This window comes from Streptomyces canus (genome assembly GCF_001514145.1).
In the GTDB taxonomy this organism is placed as follows: domain Bacteria; phylum Actinomycetota; class Actinomycetes; order Streptomycetales; family Streptomycetaceae; genus Streptomyces; species Streptomyces canus.
The window spans coordinates 420,001-433,008 of the sequence record NZ_KQ948656.1; the positions used below are offsets into that span (position 1 = coordinate 420,001).

12 protein-coding genes and 1 pseudogene are annotated in these 13,008 nt (G+C 70.5%); 6 read left to right on the forward strand and 7 right to left on the reverse strand.

Going from position 1 to position 13,008, the window contains the following annotated elements:
* Window positions 1–8 precede the first annotated feature (8 nt).
* The 3 genes from AQJ46_RS01815 to AQJ46_RS01825 are packed head-to-tail and all read left to right on the forward strand — an operon-like array spanning window position 9 to window position 3,956.
* Window positions 9–2,438 carry a bifunctional acetate--CoA ligase family protein/GNAT family N-acetyltransferase gene (locus AQJ46_RS01815; RefSeq protein ID WP_059203861.1) on the forward strand — a complete coding sequence of 810 codons (2,430 nt, stop codon included), beginning with the start codon at window positions 9–11 and terminating at the stop codon, window positions 2,436–2,438.
* Window positions 2,435–3,409 carry an LLM class flavin-dependent oxidoreductase gene (locus tag AQJ46_RS01820; protein ID WP_059203862.1) on the forward strand — a complete coding sequence of 325 codons (975 nt, stop codon included), beginning with the start codon at window positions 2,435–2,437 and terminating at the stop codon, window positions 3,407–3,409. The genes AQJ46_RS01815 and AQJ46_RS01820 overlap by 4 nt, the downstream gene beginning before the upstream one ends.
* 31 nt (window positions 3,410–3,440) lie before the next feature.
* Window positions 3,441–3,956, forward strand: a complete 516-nt coding sequence (locus tag AQJ46_RS01825) for a PaaI family thioesterase (RefSeq protein WP_225887207.1) — start codon at window positions 3,441–3,443, stop codon at window positions 3,954–3,956.
* Window positions 3,957–4,090: 134 nt separating this feature from the next.
* Here the strand turns inward: AQJ46_RS01825 and AQJ46_RS01830 are convergent, their stop codons facing one another.
* Together AQJ46_RS01830 and AQJ46_RS01835 are read right to left on the reverse strand one after the other, a co-directional pair.
* On the reverse strand, window positions 4,091–5,242 hold the full coding sequence (locus AQJ46_RS01830) for an acyl-CoA dehydrogenase family protein (protein WP_059203863.1): 1,152 nt from the start codon (window positions 5,240–5,242) through the stop codon (window positions 4,091–4,093).
* Between the two features lie 123 nt (window positions 5,243–5,365).
* The gene (locus tag AQJ46_RS01835) at window positions 5,366–6,430 is read right to left on the reverse strand and encodes a quinone oxidoreductase family protein (protein ID WP_059203864.1); all 1,065 of its coding nucleotides are present in this window, start codon (window positions 6,428–6,430) and stop codon (window positions 5,366–5,368) included.
* A 186-nt stretch (window positions 6,431–6,616) separates the two neighbouring features.
* Between AQJ46_RS01835 and AQJ46_RS55305 the strand changes: the two genes are divergently transcribed.
* Window positions 6,617–6,763, forward strand: coding sequence for a hypothetical protein (locus AQJ46_RS55305; RefSeq protein WP_159063981.1), 147 nt, complete (start codon window positions 6,617–6,619; stop codon window positions 6,761–6,763).
* Between the two features lie 41 nt (window positions 6,764–6,804).
* On the opposite strand, the pseudogene AQJ46_RS56955 reads toward AQJ46_RS55305, so the two are convergent.
* The 5 genes and pseudogenes from AQJ46_RS56955 to AQJ46_RS01855 all read right to left on the reverse strand — a co-directional run.
* Window positions 6,805–6,977: pseudogene (locus AQJ46_RS56955) on the reverse strand (NF041680 family putative transposase); the annotation flags it as partial.
* A 178-nt stretch (window positions 6,978–7,155) separates the two neighbouring features.
* Window positions 7,156–8,184, reverse strand: a complete 1,029-nt coding sequence (locus tag AQJ46_RS01840; RefSeq protein ID WP_225887208.1) for a sensor histidine kinase — start codon at window positions 8,182–8,184, stop codon at window positions 7,156–7,158.
* A gap of 124 nt (window positions 8,185–8,308) precedes the next feature.
* Window positions 8,309–9,013 carry a response regulator transcription factor gene (locus AQJ46_RS01845; RefSeq protein WP_059203865.1) on the reverse strand — a complete coding sequence of 235 codons (705 nt, stop codon included), beginning with the start codon at window positions 9,011–9,013 and terminating at the stop codon, window positions 8,309–8,311.
* Window positions 9,014–9,328: 315 nt separating this feature from the next.
* The gene (locus AQJ46_RS01850; RefSeq protein WP_059203866.1) at window positions 9,329–10,480 is read right to left on the reverse strand and encodes an amidohydrolase family protein; all 1,152 of its coding nucleotides are present in this window, start codon (window positions 10,478–10,480) and stop codon (window positions 9,329–9,331) included.
* A gap of 509 nt (window positions 10,481–10,989) precedes the next feature.
* Window positions 10,990–11,592: a TetR/AcrR family transcriptional regulator gene (locus AQJ46_RS01855; protein ID WP_059203867.1), complete on the reverse strand. Its 603-nt coding sequence runs from the start codon at window positions 11,590–11,592 to the stop codon at window positions 10,990–10,992.
* A gap of 143 nt (window positions 11,593–11,735) precedes the next feature.
* Between AQJ46_RS01855 and AQJ46_RS01860 the strand changes: the two genes are divergently transcribed.
* Together AQJ46_RS01860 and AQJ46_RS01865 are read left to right on the forward strand one after the other, a co-directional pair.
* Window positions 11,736–12,530 carry an alpha/beta fold hydrolase gene (locus tag AQJ46_RS01860; protein WP_059203868.1) on the forward strand — a complete coding sequence of 265 codons (795 nt, stop codon included), beginning with the start codon at window positions 11,736–11,738 and terminating at the stop codon, window positions 12,528–12,530.
* Window positions 12,531–12,613: 83 nt separating this feature from the next.
* Complete coding sequence (locus AQJ46_RS01865; RefSeq protein ID WP_059203869.1) at window positions 12,614–12,985, forward strand: antibiotic biosynthesis monooxygenase family protein; 372 nt, start codon at window positions 12,614–12,616, stop codon at window positions 12,983–12,985.
* Window positions 12,986–13,008: the final 23 nt, after the last annotated feature.

The window sequence follows — 13,008 nt, forward strand, 5'->3', positions numbered from 1 at the left end:
CATCACCCGTGACCACTCCCCCGTACCCCTCGTATCCCGAAGACCTGGAACGGCCCGGACTCGTCAGGACCGGGCGGTCGACCTTCGTCCGGCCCATCCGGCCGGAGGACGCGGACCGCCTGGTCGCCTTCGTCGGCACCCTGTCCCGGGCCACCCTGGCCTACCGCTCCCTCGGACCGGTGGTCCGCGCCCGCGACGACGTCATCCGGCGCGGCGCCCACGTGGACTACCTCAACGAGCTGGCGCTCGTCGCCCTGGCCGGTGACGAGATCGCCGGCCTGGTGCGCTACGTCCGCGACCCGGAGGAACCGGAGCACGCCGAGGTCACGTTCACCATCCGGGACGACCACCAGAGCGAGGGGTTCGGCAGGCTGCTCCTGGAGCACATCGCCGCCGCCGCGCGGGCACGGGGCATCCGGGTGCTGGAGGCCGACGTCCTCGCCGACAACGCCCGGATGATCAACGTGTTCCTCGGCTCCGGCTACCGGATAGAAGCCGGTCCGCCCGGCCAGATCATCCACTTCGAGATCGCCGTCGATCCGCAGGCCCAGGCCGTGGCGCGGGCCGAGCGCCGCGAGCAGACGGCCGTACGGCGCTCGCTCAAGCCCCTGCTCGAACCGCGCTCGGTCGCCGTGATCGGCGCCAACCGCGACCCCCTGACGATCGGCCACGAGATCGTCGCCAACCTGCTCCGGGGCGGCTTCGCCGGCAGCGTGTTCCCCGTCAACCCGCGCGCCGGGCGGATCGCCGGGGCACGGGCGTACGCAAGCGTCCGGGACCTGCCCGAACCGCCGGACCTGGCGCTGGTGGCCGTACGCGCCGAGGCCGTACCCGGTGTCGTACGGGAGTGCGCGGAGGTCGGGGTCAAGGCGGTGGTCGTCGTCTCGACGGGCTTCGGGGAGACCGGAGCCGAAGGGCGAGCCGGCGAGCTGGAGCTGGCGCGTTTCGCCCGCGCCTCCGGAATGCGGCTGGTGGGCCCGAACTGCATGGGCGTGGTCAACACGACCCCCGCGGCGCGACTGGCCGCGACCTTCTCGCCCGCCCTGCCGACGCCCGGCCGGGTGGCGATGTCCAGTCAGTCAGGGCCGCTCGGGCTCGCGGTGCTCGACTTCGCCCGGCGGCTGCGGCTCGGCTTCTCCGGCTTCGTGTCGGTGGGCCACGCCGTCGACGTCTCCACCGACGAACTGCTCCAGTGGTGGGAGGAGGACCCGGGTACCTCGGTGATCCTGCTGCACGTCGAGACCTTCGGCGATCCGCGCCGGTTCGCCCGCGTCGCCCGCCGGATCGCGCCGCGCAAGCCGATCGTCGCGGTCCATCCGGGCCACGCGGATTCGGCGGTGAGCTCGCTGTTCGCCCAGTCCGGCGTGATCCGCACCCGCAGCCTCCAGGAGCTGTTCGACGTCGCCCTGCTGCTCGCCCACCAGCCTCCCCCGCCCGGCAACCGGGTCGCCGTGATCACCAACGCGGGCGGCCCGGCGGCGCTGACGGTCGGCGCGTGCGCCGCGAGCGGTCTGTGCGTGCCCGAGCTCGGTGAGCGCACCCGGCAGACACTCCGTCCGGCCCTCGCGCCCCACGCCGACGTCTCCAACCCGATCGACCTGACGCCCACCGCCACGGCCGCCCACTACCGGCAGGCGCTGGACGCCGCACTGGCGGACGACGGCATCGACGCGGCCGTCGTCCTGTTCATGCCGCCGCTCGCGGACAAGCCCGACGAGGTGGCGTCGGCGATCCTCGACGCGGCCGCGGCCCGGCCCGACAAACCCGTGCTGGCCAGCTTCCTGGGCGGCGCGGGCGTCGCCGATCTCCTGCACCGGGGGGACCTGGTGGTCCCGACGTACACGTTCCCCGAGGCCGCGGCCACCTCGCTCGGACACGCGGCGGCCTACCAGACCTGGCGCAGCACCCCCGCCGGCGTCGTACCCGACCTCGCGGGAGTCGACGCCGAGCGGGCCCGGTCGCTGATCGCCTCCTGTGCTCCCGGCCCGGTCCCCGCAGCGGTCGCCGCCGAGCTGCTCGCCTCGTACGGAATCGCCGTACGCGACAGCGAACCGGGCCCCGGACCTGACGCGTTTCTCACCGTCCGCGCCGACCCGGTCTTCGGCCCGGTGGTCGCCTTCGGCCTCACCGGGGACTACGCCGACCTCATGGCCGACGTCGCCCACCGTGTCACCCCCCTCAGCGACCGCGACGCCCGCGAGATGGTCCGCTCGCTGCGGGCCACCCCACTGCTGGACGGCCGGACCGGAGGCCCCGGGGTGGACCTCGGGGCCCTGGAGGAGACCGTCCTGCGCATCTCGGCGATGGTCGAGGATCACCCCGAGATCGAGGCGCTGGAACTGCGCCCGGTACGGCTCCTGCCACCCGGGGACGGAGTGACCGTCGCACACGCGACGATCCAGCTTGCCGACAACCCAGCAGCAGGAGGTTCCTCGTGAAGGTGGGCATCTACTTCGATCTGCGCAACCCGCCGCCGTGGCAGCAGCGTTGGTCGCGCGTGTACGGGTTCGCCCTGGAGATGTGCGAGGAGGCGGACCGGCTCGGCCTCGACTCGGTCTGGTTCTCGGAACACCACGGTTTCGAGGACGGCTATCTCCCCCAGCCGCTCACCATGGCCGCCGCGGCCGCCGCCCGCACCCGCCGCGTCCGCCTGGGCACCGCGGTCATCCCCGCCCCGCTGCACGCGGCCCCCGAGATCGCCGAACAGGCCGCGCTCGTGGACATCATCAGCGACGGCCGCCTGGACCTCGGGCTCGGCACCGGCTACCGGGTGCCCGAGTACCGGCTGTACGGCGCCGACCTCACCAAGCGCTACTCCACGACCGATCAGCGGGTACGGGAGATCCGCGGCCTGTGGGCCGAATCCCTGGTCACCCCGGGCCCGGTCCAGGATCCGCTGCCGATCTGGCTCGGCTACCAGGGCCCGCAGGGCGCCCGCCGGGCCGGCCGGCTCGGCACGGGGCTGCTGTCGCTGAACCCGGCGCTGCTGACGCCGTACCGGGAAGGGCTCGCGGAGAGCGGGTACGACGTCTCGACGGCCCGTATGCAGGGCTCGTTCACCACGTTCGTCACCGAGGACCCCGACGGCGACTGGCCGGTGGTGCGCAAGCACCTGGCGTACCAGTGGGACAGTTACCGCCGGTACATGGTGGAGGGCACCGACCAGCCGCTCCCCCGCCCCATCGACCCCGAGAAGTGGCGGGAGACGGGCCTGAGCGCGACCGGCGTCGGCCAGTTCCTCTACGGCACCCCGCAGGACGTCGCCGATGCCATCAGGGCGTACGTGGCAGGGTTGCCGGTGGAGGGCGTGTTCCTGTGGGCCTCGCTGGCCGGGATGCCCGAGGAGATGGTGACCCGGCAGGTCCAGCTCATCGCCGGGAAGCTGCGTCCGCTGCTTGCCGATGTCTGACACTCCGACGCCCGACAAGAGGAGTCACACCATGTCCACGACGCCACCGACCGGGCCCTGGGCGGGGGCCGACTTCCAGGAGCCGCCCCGGACTCCCGGCGGGGTGGCCCTGTGCGGGGCGTGCCGCGCCGCCGGTTCCTGCCGGCTGGGAGTGGAGCACGAGCGGCTCGAGGAGGACGGGTCGGCGCGGTTCGAGCTGTCCTGCCCGCGAGACCAGGAGGGCGGGCCCGATGTGGCGCACGGCGGCTGGACCGCGGCCGTACTGGACGACTGCCTCGGCCATCTGCCGCTGCTGCACCGGGTGTTGAGCGTGACGGCGGAACTGACCGTGAGCTTCGTGAAGCCGGTGCCGGTGCAGCGGCCGCTGGAGGTCCGGGCCTGGGTGGAGAAGCGGGAGGGCAGGCGCTGGTACATCGCGGGCGAGATGGTGCTGCTGCCCACGCGGGCCGTGCTGGCCCGGGTCTCCGGAATCTGGGTGACCCGGGACCAGGGCCATTTCGCACGGCACCAGGAGTGGCTGGCCGGTCAGGACGCCGAGGCTCAGTAGCAACAGTCGCGAGGCCGGGGCAACGGGGGCTCAGAAGGAACAGCCGACAGGCCCGGGCGACGGAGCTCAAAAGGAACAGCCGCCAGGCCCGGGCAGCGAGGCTCAGGAACAGCCGACAGCCCGGGCGACGAGGCCTAGTAGGACCTGAGCCCCATGCTGCGGGCAATGCCGTTGCGCTGGATCTGACTCGTACCCCCGGAGATCGTGGCCACGATCGACTCCCGGTACCGGAAGCTCATCACGCTCTCCGTCGAGAAACCGTGCCCCGCGCAGACCTGCATCCCCAGCCGGGCGGCCGCCACGTACGTCTCCGAGCCCTTCAGCTTCGCCATCGACCCTTCCCGTGTGCACGGCTTGCCCTGCGCGAGCAGCCAGGCCGCCCGGTAGGCGAGCAGCCGGGCGGAGTCGATCTCGGTCTGCAGGTCGGCCATGGCGTGCGCGAGGGCCTGGAAGTTGCCGATCGGCCGGCCGAAGGCGTGCCGGTTGCGCGCGTAGTCGAGCATCTCGTCGAGCGTGGCCTGCGCGGCGCCCAGATAGCCCCCGCTGATGATCACCTTCTCCAGCTCGATGTTGGAGAGCATCACCTTCCAGCCCTCGTCGCGGGGGCCGACGAGGTTCTCCTTCGGCACCAGGGCGTCGTTGAAGAAGACCTCGTTGGTGCCCAGGATGTGCCGGGCCAGTGTCGGCGTCCGGCGCACCTCGACGCCCTCGGTCGCGGGATCGACGAGGAGCAGGCTTATGCCGCCGTGCTTGGGCTCGCGGGGCCCCGTCCGCACGTACGTGGCGATGGTCGTGTCGGGCAGACCGCCGCCCGTGCACCACGCCTTCTGACCCCGGACGAGGAAGTTGTCCCCGTGGTCCTCGGCGGTGGTGCGCAGTGCCGCGGCGTCGGACCCGCTGTCCGGCTCGCTGAGACCGACGGCGAGCCGGTGCCGACCCGTCATCACCTGCTCGCGGATGAAGTCGCGCTGCGCCTCGCTGCCCCACCGGAACACCGTGATGCCGGGAATGAGCACCCCGATGTAGCACATGGCCACGTCGAAACTGGCCCGCCCGAGCTCCTCGGCGATCAGGATGAGTTCCAGCGGCCCGCCACCGTCGCCGCCCTCGTCCTCGGCGAACGGCAGCGAGAACCACCCGAGGTCGGCCATGCCCCGGAACAGCTCGGGTGGTACGACGCCTTCCTCGTCCCACTGCTTGGCCTTCTCGGCCGGGCACACGTCGGCGACGAACTTCCGAGCCGTCGCACGCAACAGGTCCTGCTCGTCGGTCAGCCCGAAGTCCACGGCCACTCCTTCGCCAGCACTAGGCTATTCATCTATCTAATTGTTCTATGTTAGCGGATAGAAGGCGGCGGTAGTACTGCCGGACCACCGCTACCTGAGCGCCGCTTCCCGGCTGCCGCGGGCTCAGGGCAGGAGGAGCACTTTGCCGGTCTGGCGGTGGCTTTCGAGGTAGGCGTGGGCTTCGGCCGCCTCTTCCAGGGGGTAGGCGCGGTCGATGATCGGGGTGATCTTTCCGGCCGCCAGTAGTTCCAGGCACAGTTGTTGGTCGCGCAGGGTGGCGCCGCGCACGCCGGCGATTTTGACCTGTTGGCCGATGACGGCGAGTGCGTCCAGTTCGAGGCGGGAGCCCTGGTCGGTGGGTGTGCCCAGGACGACGACGGTGCCGCCGAGCCGTGTGCAGGCGAGGGAGAGCTGGAAGAAGTCGTTGCCGCCGACGCAGTCCCAGACGGCGTCGGCGCCCAGGCCGTGCGTCAGCTCCCGGACGTGTGCGGGCAGTCGGGGGTCGATGGAGTGGACGATGTGGTCGTAGCCGAGCTTGCTGAGTGCCTCGTCGTGGTCGGGTTTGGTGGTGGTGCCGATGACGGTGGCTCCGCTGAGTTTCGCCAGTTGCGCGCAGGCGATCGCCATGCCGCCGCTGGCGCCGGTGATGACCACCGTGTCGCCGGGGCCGACGGGTGCTTGGCGGGCGCAGTTGAGGGGGGTGGTGTAGGTCCACATGGTGGCTGCGGCGGTCTGGAAGTCGACGCCGTCGGGGATGGGCAGGATGGTGTCCTGGCGGCGCACGACGTACTGGGCGTATCCGCCGAAGACCTGGTGTCCGGGATAGGCGGTGTCGACGCACAGGTTTTCCAGTCCGCGCAGGCACAGGGCGCAGGTGCGGCATGGCGGGTGCGGGAGCTGTACCGCCCGGTCGCCGGGGCGCCAGCGGGTGACGTTGTCTCCGGTGGCGACGATTTCACCGGCCGCGTCCCGGCCGAGCTGGAAGGGCAACGGCCACGGCGGCCGTCCCGGCAGCTGTTGCGGCAGGTTGCCCGCACGGTAGCGCAGGTCCCAGCTGTTGACGGCCGTGGCGTGCACGCGCAGCAAGACGTCGTCGGGGCCGACCTCGGGAATGGGCGCCTCGATGTACTTGAGCACCTCGGGCCCGCCGTGCTCGAACAGGCGGACCGCCATCATGGTCTGTTCCACTCTCACGTTCCTTCAGATCGATACGCAATTCATCGCAGGCTCCCCACAGCCGCCCACACCACGTCCGCCTCGCCGACAGGCGTGCGCGAGCCGATCCCGGCCAGGCGGCTCACCAGTGACGGACACGGGATGGAACGGAGACGGAACAGGAGCGGCCCCGCGAGCACGCCGCTAATCGCCGAGCGTGTGTCCAGCCGGATCCCCGAGGAGTACACCGAGCTGGGCCGAACCGGACAGCGCGGTGTGAACCGCCGTGGTCAAGTGCTGTACAACCTGGTGATCGAAGGCGGGACGAGGAAGCTGCACAACCACCAGGCAACAGCCGCCGCATAAAGCCCCTGCCGCTCCGCGCATGAAGCTTCCATGAAGCTGGGCAGGTTCCTCAACCGCCGGCGGACCCGTGCGGGGGTGAGTCGGCCCGGGCGAGATGGAGTTGGGTGTGGGCCGCGATGACAAGCCAAGTCCACCGGTCCGCCGCCTCGGGGGTGCGGAGCCTTGCGCGGGTCCGGCCGAGCGTCTACTTGATCACCCGGAAGGTGCGCTCAAGATGGGCTCAGCACCCTTCAGCTGTTCGGCAACTGACAGCCGACACCGGCCTCGGACCGAGCGGTCCCAGCCCGGTCGACCGCGCGCGACCGGGCAGCAAGCGCGGGCGTAGTGAGCGCACTGCTCGGCGTCCTTGACGACCGCGACGTGCTCGTCACAGCCGCTCCGCCGTCGATGGGTCAGGTGGAGACCAGTGGCAGAACGCCCCCGGGAACGTGATCCTGCGGTAGGTGCAACGTAATTGTCGCTCCCTTGCCCAGGCCGGCGGACTCCGCGGTGATATCTCCGCCATGGGCTCGGGCGATGCCCCGGGCGATGGTCAGGCCGATGCCGCTGCCGCCGGCGGCAGCGGGTCGGCCGGGATGCTCGAGGCGTTCGAAGCGGTGGAAGATGCGCTCCCGGACGTGTTCGGCGATGCCGATGCCGTCGTCCATGACGCGGACGATCACGTGGTGCGCGGGAGACGGTTCCACGTGCACGGACAAAGCCACATGTCCCTGCCGATCGCATGCGGCCAGTGCGTTGCCGAGCAGGTTCACCAGGATCTGGGTGATCCGGTCCGGGTCGCAGAAAGCGGCGACGGGTGTGCCTGCGTCAACAGAAAGCGTCACCTTCTGGTCGTCGTATTGGGGGCGCAGTCGCTCGGCTGTGTTCCGAGCCAGCATGGCCACGTCGGTGGGCTTGCGGCGAAGATCGAAGGCGCCCTCCTCAGACCGGGACAGGCTGGAGAGGTCGCCGGCCAGACGCTGCAGCCGGTCGAGGTCGTCGGCGAGGGAGGCGAACATCGCCTCATCGGGGATGAAGATGCCGTCGGCCATGCCTTCTATCTGTCCGCGAAGGATGGTGATGGGGGTGCGCATCTCGTGGGCGACCTCGGAGATCAGCCGGGCGCGTCGGCGCTCGGAGTCGGCAAGGGCTGCCGCCAGCGTGTTGACGTCTTGGACCAGCGCTGCCAGGCCCGGTTCGCTGGGAAGTTCGAGGACGTCGTCGTAGTGTCCCTCGGCGAGCCGTCGCGTGGCGGCGCGCACCCTGTCGAGGGGACGCAGCAGAAACCGGGACAGGGCGACGGACGCCAGGAAGGCCGCGGCCCCTCCGAACAAAAGGCCGACCTGCAGGACAACATCGCCTTCGATGTCGGCAAAACCGAGCCACACCTCGATCAGCGCGCTGATCGCCGCCATGGCCGCCAGTGCCAGGAGGAGCACCATGACGTGCGAGAGCACCAGCCGGTTGCGGAGCGACAGGCGCTCCTTGATTCGGCGCAGCCGTGCACGGGACCGGTGGTAGGCGGGAAAGCGGGAGGCAGGCATGGGCGGGTGTCCTTCCTGACCGCTAGGCGGGGCGCCCGATGAACCGGTAGCCGATGGTGCGGACGGTCCCCACGAACCGGGGTGCCCCCGCGTCGTCGCCCAGCGCGCGCCGCAGAGTGCGGATGTGCACGTCCACGACGCGCTCGTCGCCGAAGAAGTCGTCGCCCCACACCTGGGCCAGCAGGCCGCGTCGGGTGAAGACCCGCCCGGGGGTACGGGCCATCGCGAACAGCAGATCGAAGTCGAGAGCGGACAGCTCCACCGTTTGGTCGGCATCGACCAGCACGGTCCGTGTCTCGGGATCGACAGTCAGTCCCTCGAAGCGCAGCACCCCGTCTTCGTGGTCCGCCTCGGACCGGTGGCCGGTGCGCCGCAGGATGGCGCGTACGCGCAGTGCCAGTTCGCGGGGGCTGAACGGCTTGGTGACGTAGTCGTCGCTGCCGGTGGTGAAGCCGATCAGCCGGTCGACCTCCTCGTCCCGGGCGGTGAGCATGATCACCGGAATCTGGCTCGCCTCCCGGATGCGGCGCAGGACCTGGAATCCGTCCAGGCCCGGAAGCATCACGTCGAGCACCACGAGGTCCGGCCGGTCGCGGGTGACCGCCTGCAGGGCGGACGGCCCGTCCGCGGCTTCGACAACGTGGAATCCGTCCGCCTCCAGGTAGCCGCGCACGGTCATGCGGATCTTGGGCTCGTCATCGACGACCAGAACCCGCTGCGTACTCATCGTGCTCGCTTTCCGTCGCCGGGGTGGGGAGAGGGAGGGGGAAGGCCGTCATGGCCGCGGGGGGCAGTGGCGGCATGGAGGCAGAAGGCCTCGAATGCCGCCAGCGTACGGGGTCCGTCGTGGCCGGCGACGCTCTGCGGGCCGGCCTCCGCTTGACCAGGACCAGCGTGGAGAAGGGGATCACGGTGCATCGGCCGGCCTCCCACCGCACCCCGCTCCGTCCCGCGGGCCTCCCCCGTCAGCCGGCGCCGGCCTTTGCGCAGATCCCCGGCCGCACCCCTCGGCAAAGCCGCGGCCGGGGCGTACGGTCGCGGTTCAGCGAGAGCCGGCGCGGCGTATACGCGCCTTCAGCTTCGGGAACTGCTCGAGGGCGTTGTCCCGCTCAAGAGCGATCCGCTGGCGTCGGTTGTAGATCTCGTCGACGGTCGGCTCGGGGTCGCCTGCCTTGAGAATCGGCAGGCTGCCCTTGAGGAAGGGCATCGTCTCGACGTTGTCGGCCGCGTACAGGTGACGGGTCGCCGGCCAGTCGCTGCCGAACATGATGTGGTCGGCGGGCACAAGGGACGACAGCGGCTGCAACTGCGCGGCGGTGAACGCCTGTGCGTCGTCGAAGTACATGCGCTTGATGTACTTGAGGGGGCCTTCCGGCAGCACCTCGTTGAACGGCGGGAAGGCCGAGTGCCGTGTCGCGAGCCGGTAGGCCAGGAACGGCAGCGCGCCGCCGCTGTGCGTGAAGTGCCAGCGGATGTTCGGGTAGTCCCGCAGGACGCCGTTGTAGATGAGGCTCGTCATCGCACGGGTCGCGTCGAAGGTGTACTCGAAGACGTTGTTGCCGGCTGGGATGTCGGGGCCGAAGCAGAGCTTGGGAGCCGGGTTCACCTCCGGACCCGTCGGGTGGACGTAGACGTAGGCACCGCGGTCGTTGAGGATCTCGTACAGCGGCGCGAAGGACGGATCCCCCAGGTAGGTGCCCTTGTAGTTGGTGAGCAGGCAGATGCCGTCGAGATCCAGTTCGCCGAGCGCGCGGTCCACCTCGGCCACGGAGCCCTCGATGTCGGGCATGGGGGTGACCGCGAAGATCCCGAACCGGTCGCCGCGGGTCTGCACGAGATCGCGGGCGTAGTCGTTGACCGCGCGGGCGGTGGCGCGCCGGTCGTCGACCGGGCCGACGGTGACCTGGAGGTCGCCGAACGACAGGACGCCGGCCTGGATCCGGTACTGGTCCATGAAGGCCAGGTGCCGGTCGACCGACCAAGGACCGTATGCCCCGGTGATGGCGCCGAGGAGGCCGTAGCGCTTCAGGTAGTCGTTGTACACGTCCGGGGAGTAGTGCGCGTGGGTGTCGATACGCCAGTTGCCCTTCGGCAGCCCGGGGCCGGACGCTGCCGCCTCCGGACTGGCCATGGCCGCAGGCACGGTGGCCGCGGCCGCCGTGACCAGCGCCGCGGCCGATGCCCCTTCGATCATCCTTCGACGCGAGATGTTCCGTCGCAGGTTCATTTCCGGTACCCCTCTTCGTTCTGTGTGCGAGTCAGGTCGTATGTGCGTGCGTCACGGTGCTGTCGCCAGGCCGGCAGGGCTCCAGGCCGAATGGGGAGGGCAAGCGGCCAAGTCGCTTCTCGGCCGGGCCGGTTGCCGCCAACGGGTCGATCCGGCGCTCAGGCGTGGGCGCCGGCCGGGAGTTGGCTTTGGAGCGGCACTGCGAGCAACGTCGCCGAGACCGCTGCCGAACAGGCTGGCGTCTTCTTCATGCAGCGCCTCGTCGCCGACCGGGTGCCCAGCGGGGTCCAGGTGCCTGGCCGGCCCCAGCCGAAGGAATGCGCCGCACAGCAGGGTGATCAACGTTGTCCACCGGCGGGACGAGGAGTGCGTGCATGACCGTCAGACAACAGGCGCCCCATAAAGCACCTACCGCTCAGCACATGAAGCTTCTATGAAGCCACTCGGCCGCAGTGCAGGGTGCGAGTATCGCCCGGCTACTCCGGGGAATCCTGCGGTGCGTCGGCAGGCCGCAGCGTCGTGAGCCATTGGGCCACGACGGCGTCGATGAAGGTGTCGGTGACCTGGCCTCGGTCGAGGAAGAGCCGGGCGAGGACCGGCCCGTACAGCAGGGTGAACTCGTCTTCGCTGATCTGGACGCCCGCGGGCTCCAGCAGTCTGTTGAAGCCGGCGTGGCGGTCTTCGCCGATGCGGACGAGCGCCCGGGCGCTGTCGGGGTCGTGGTCGGCCTGGGCGGTGACGGCCAGGGCCGCGGTTCGCACGGCCGGCACGCTGACGCCGGCGCGCAGGCTCTTGAGCCAGGCGGTGGCCACCTCACCCACGTCGCTGCCCGGTTCGGGGTAGGTGCCGAGGTCGGGGCCTTCGAGGACGAGGTCGAAGAGAAGTGCGGCTCGGGTGGGCCAGTGCCGGTAGAGCGTCTGGCGGGTGACGTCCGACCGTTCGGCCAGCAGGGCGTAGGTCAGCCCGGCCGGTCCGACCTGAGGCAGCAGTTCCCGCGCGACGGCCAGCACGCGATTGCGGGTGCGCTGCACGCGCGGGTTGCCCGGGGTCGGCTGTCGGCGGTGGAGGGGCTGCTTCATGCCGCCACCCTACCGGCACATCATACGGCGCGTGTGATTGACGTCACATGCCCGAATCATACGCCCTGTGTGATAGACCTTAGGAAGTAATCACACGCACTGGATGATTCTCGCGTGTCGGCACATTCGAAAGGCAGACGGCCATGTCACCTCGCCACCTCACCGCACCCCCCTTCGCCCGCACCCGCCTCGGCTCCGGCCCCGGCCTGCTCCTCGCCCACGGCGCCGGCAGCAGCCTGGCCGGCACCTACGGCCCCGTCCTGGAAGCCCTCGCCGCCCGCCACACGATCGTCGGCATCGACTACCCCGGCAGCGGCGACACCCCCCGCTCCACCACCCCGCTGTCCGTCGACGACCTCGCCGACCAGCTCGTCGCAGCCGCCGACGCCGAGGGCCTCGACCGCTTCGCCGTGTCCGGCTACTCCCTCGGCGGCCCGGTCGCCATCCGCGCCGCCACCCGCCACCCCGAGCGCGTCAGCGCACTCCTGCTGACCGCCGCCTTCCCGCACCGCGACAACCGGCTCGCTCTCGCCTCCTCGATCCAGAGCAAGATCGCCGCGTCCGGCGACCGTGAGCTGCTCGCCGAATTCCAGCTCATGATGGCCCTCGGCACCCAGGCACTGGAGTCGATGCCGGCCGAGCAACTGCAGCAGACCCTCGGCTACGTCGCCGCCGGTACGGCCGACGGCAGTTCCGAGCAGACCGACCTCGTCGGCCAGGTCGACGTCCGCGACGACCTCGCCGGCATCACGGTCCCCACCCTGGTCGTCTCGACCACCGACGACCGCCTCGTCTCCAGCGCCCTGCACCGTCGGCTCGCCGAGACCATCCCCGGCGCCCAACTCGCGGAAATCGCCACCGGCCACCTGCCGATGCTGGAGCGGACCGAGGAGTGGCTGCAGCTCATCACCGACTTCCTCGACAAGCACCACGCCTGACGCAGACCTCGGGCGGGGCCGCAGGGCCTGGCCCCTCACCCGGACCGATCACCACTCACCACACGCGAGTCCATGGAGGAATCATGCTCAGCTTCGGCCACCTCGACGAGTCCACCCACTTCCACGACCAGCAGAAGGAGAAGGCCGGCCCTGTCACCATCATCAACACCTTTGTCGCTCCGGAAGGCAAGGAGGACGAGGTGGTGGCCGCCTGGACGGCCGACGCGGAGTACATGAAGAAGTCGGGGAACCTGCTCTCGGTGCAGCTGTACCGGGGTATCGGCGGCAGCCGGCTTTTCACCAACGTCGCAGTCTGGCGATCCACCGAGCACCTCCGTGCGGCACTCGGCACGCCGGAGTTCGCCTCACACCTGGGGCGCTACCCGGCGGGCACCGTCGCCTACCCGCACCTGTACCAGAAGTTCGCAGTAGAGGGCATCTGCGAAGGGGAATGACGACCGCTGACCGACCGGCCAGT

Bases quoted from the DNA above. Each gene is read 5' to 3' on its own strand.
- AQJ46_RS01860 (WP_059203868.1), top strand. From the start codon at position 11,736: ATGTCACCTCGCCACCTCACCGCACCCCCCTTCGCCCGCACCCGCCTC.
- AQJ46_RS01840 (WP_225887208.1), bottom strand. From the start codon at position 8,184: ATGGTGCTCCTCCTGGCACTGGCGGCCATGGCGGCGATCAGCGCGCTG.
- AQJ46_RS01825 (WP_225887207.1), top strand. From the start codon at position 3,441: ATGTCCACGACGCCACCGACCGGGCCCTGGGCGGGGGCCGACTTCCAG.
- AQJ46_RS01855 (WP_059203867.1), bottom strand. From the start codon at position 11,592: ATGAAGCAGCCCCTCCACCGCCGACAGCCGACCCCGGGCAACCCGCGC.
- AQJ46_RS01845 (WP_059203865.1), bottom strand. From the start codon at position 9,013: ATGAGTACGCAGCGGGTTCTGGTCGTCGATGACGAGCCCAAGATCCGC.
- AQJ46_RS01850 (WP_059203866.1), bottom strand. From the start codon at position 10,480: ATGATCGAAGGGGCATCGGCCGCGGCGCTGGTCACGGCGGCCGCGGCC.
- AQJ46_RS01865 (WP_059203869.1), top strand. From the start codon at position 12,614: ATGCTCAGCTTCGGCCACCTCGACGAGTCCACCCACTTCCACGACCAG.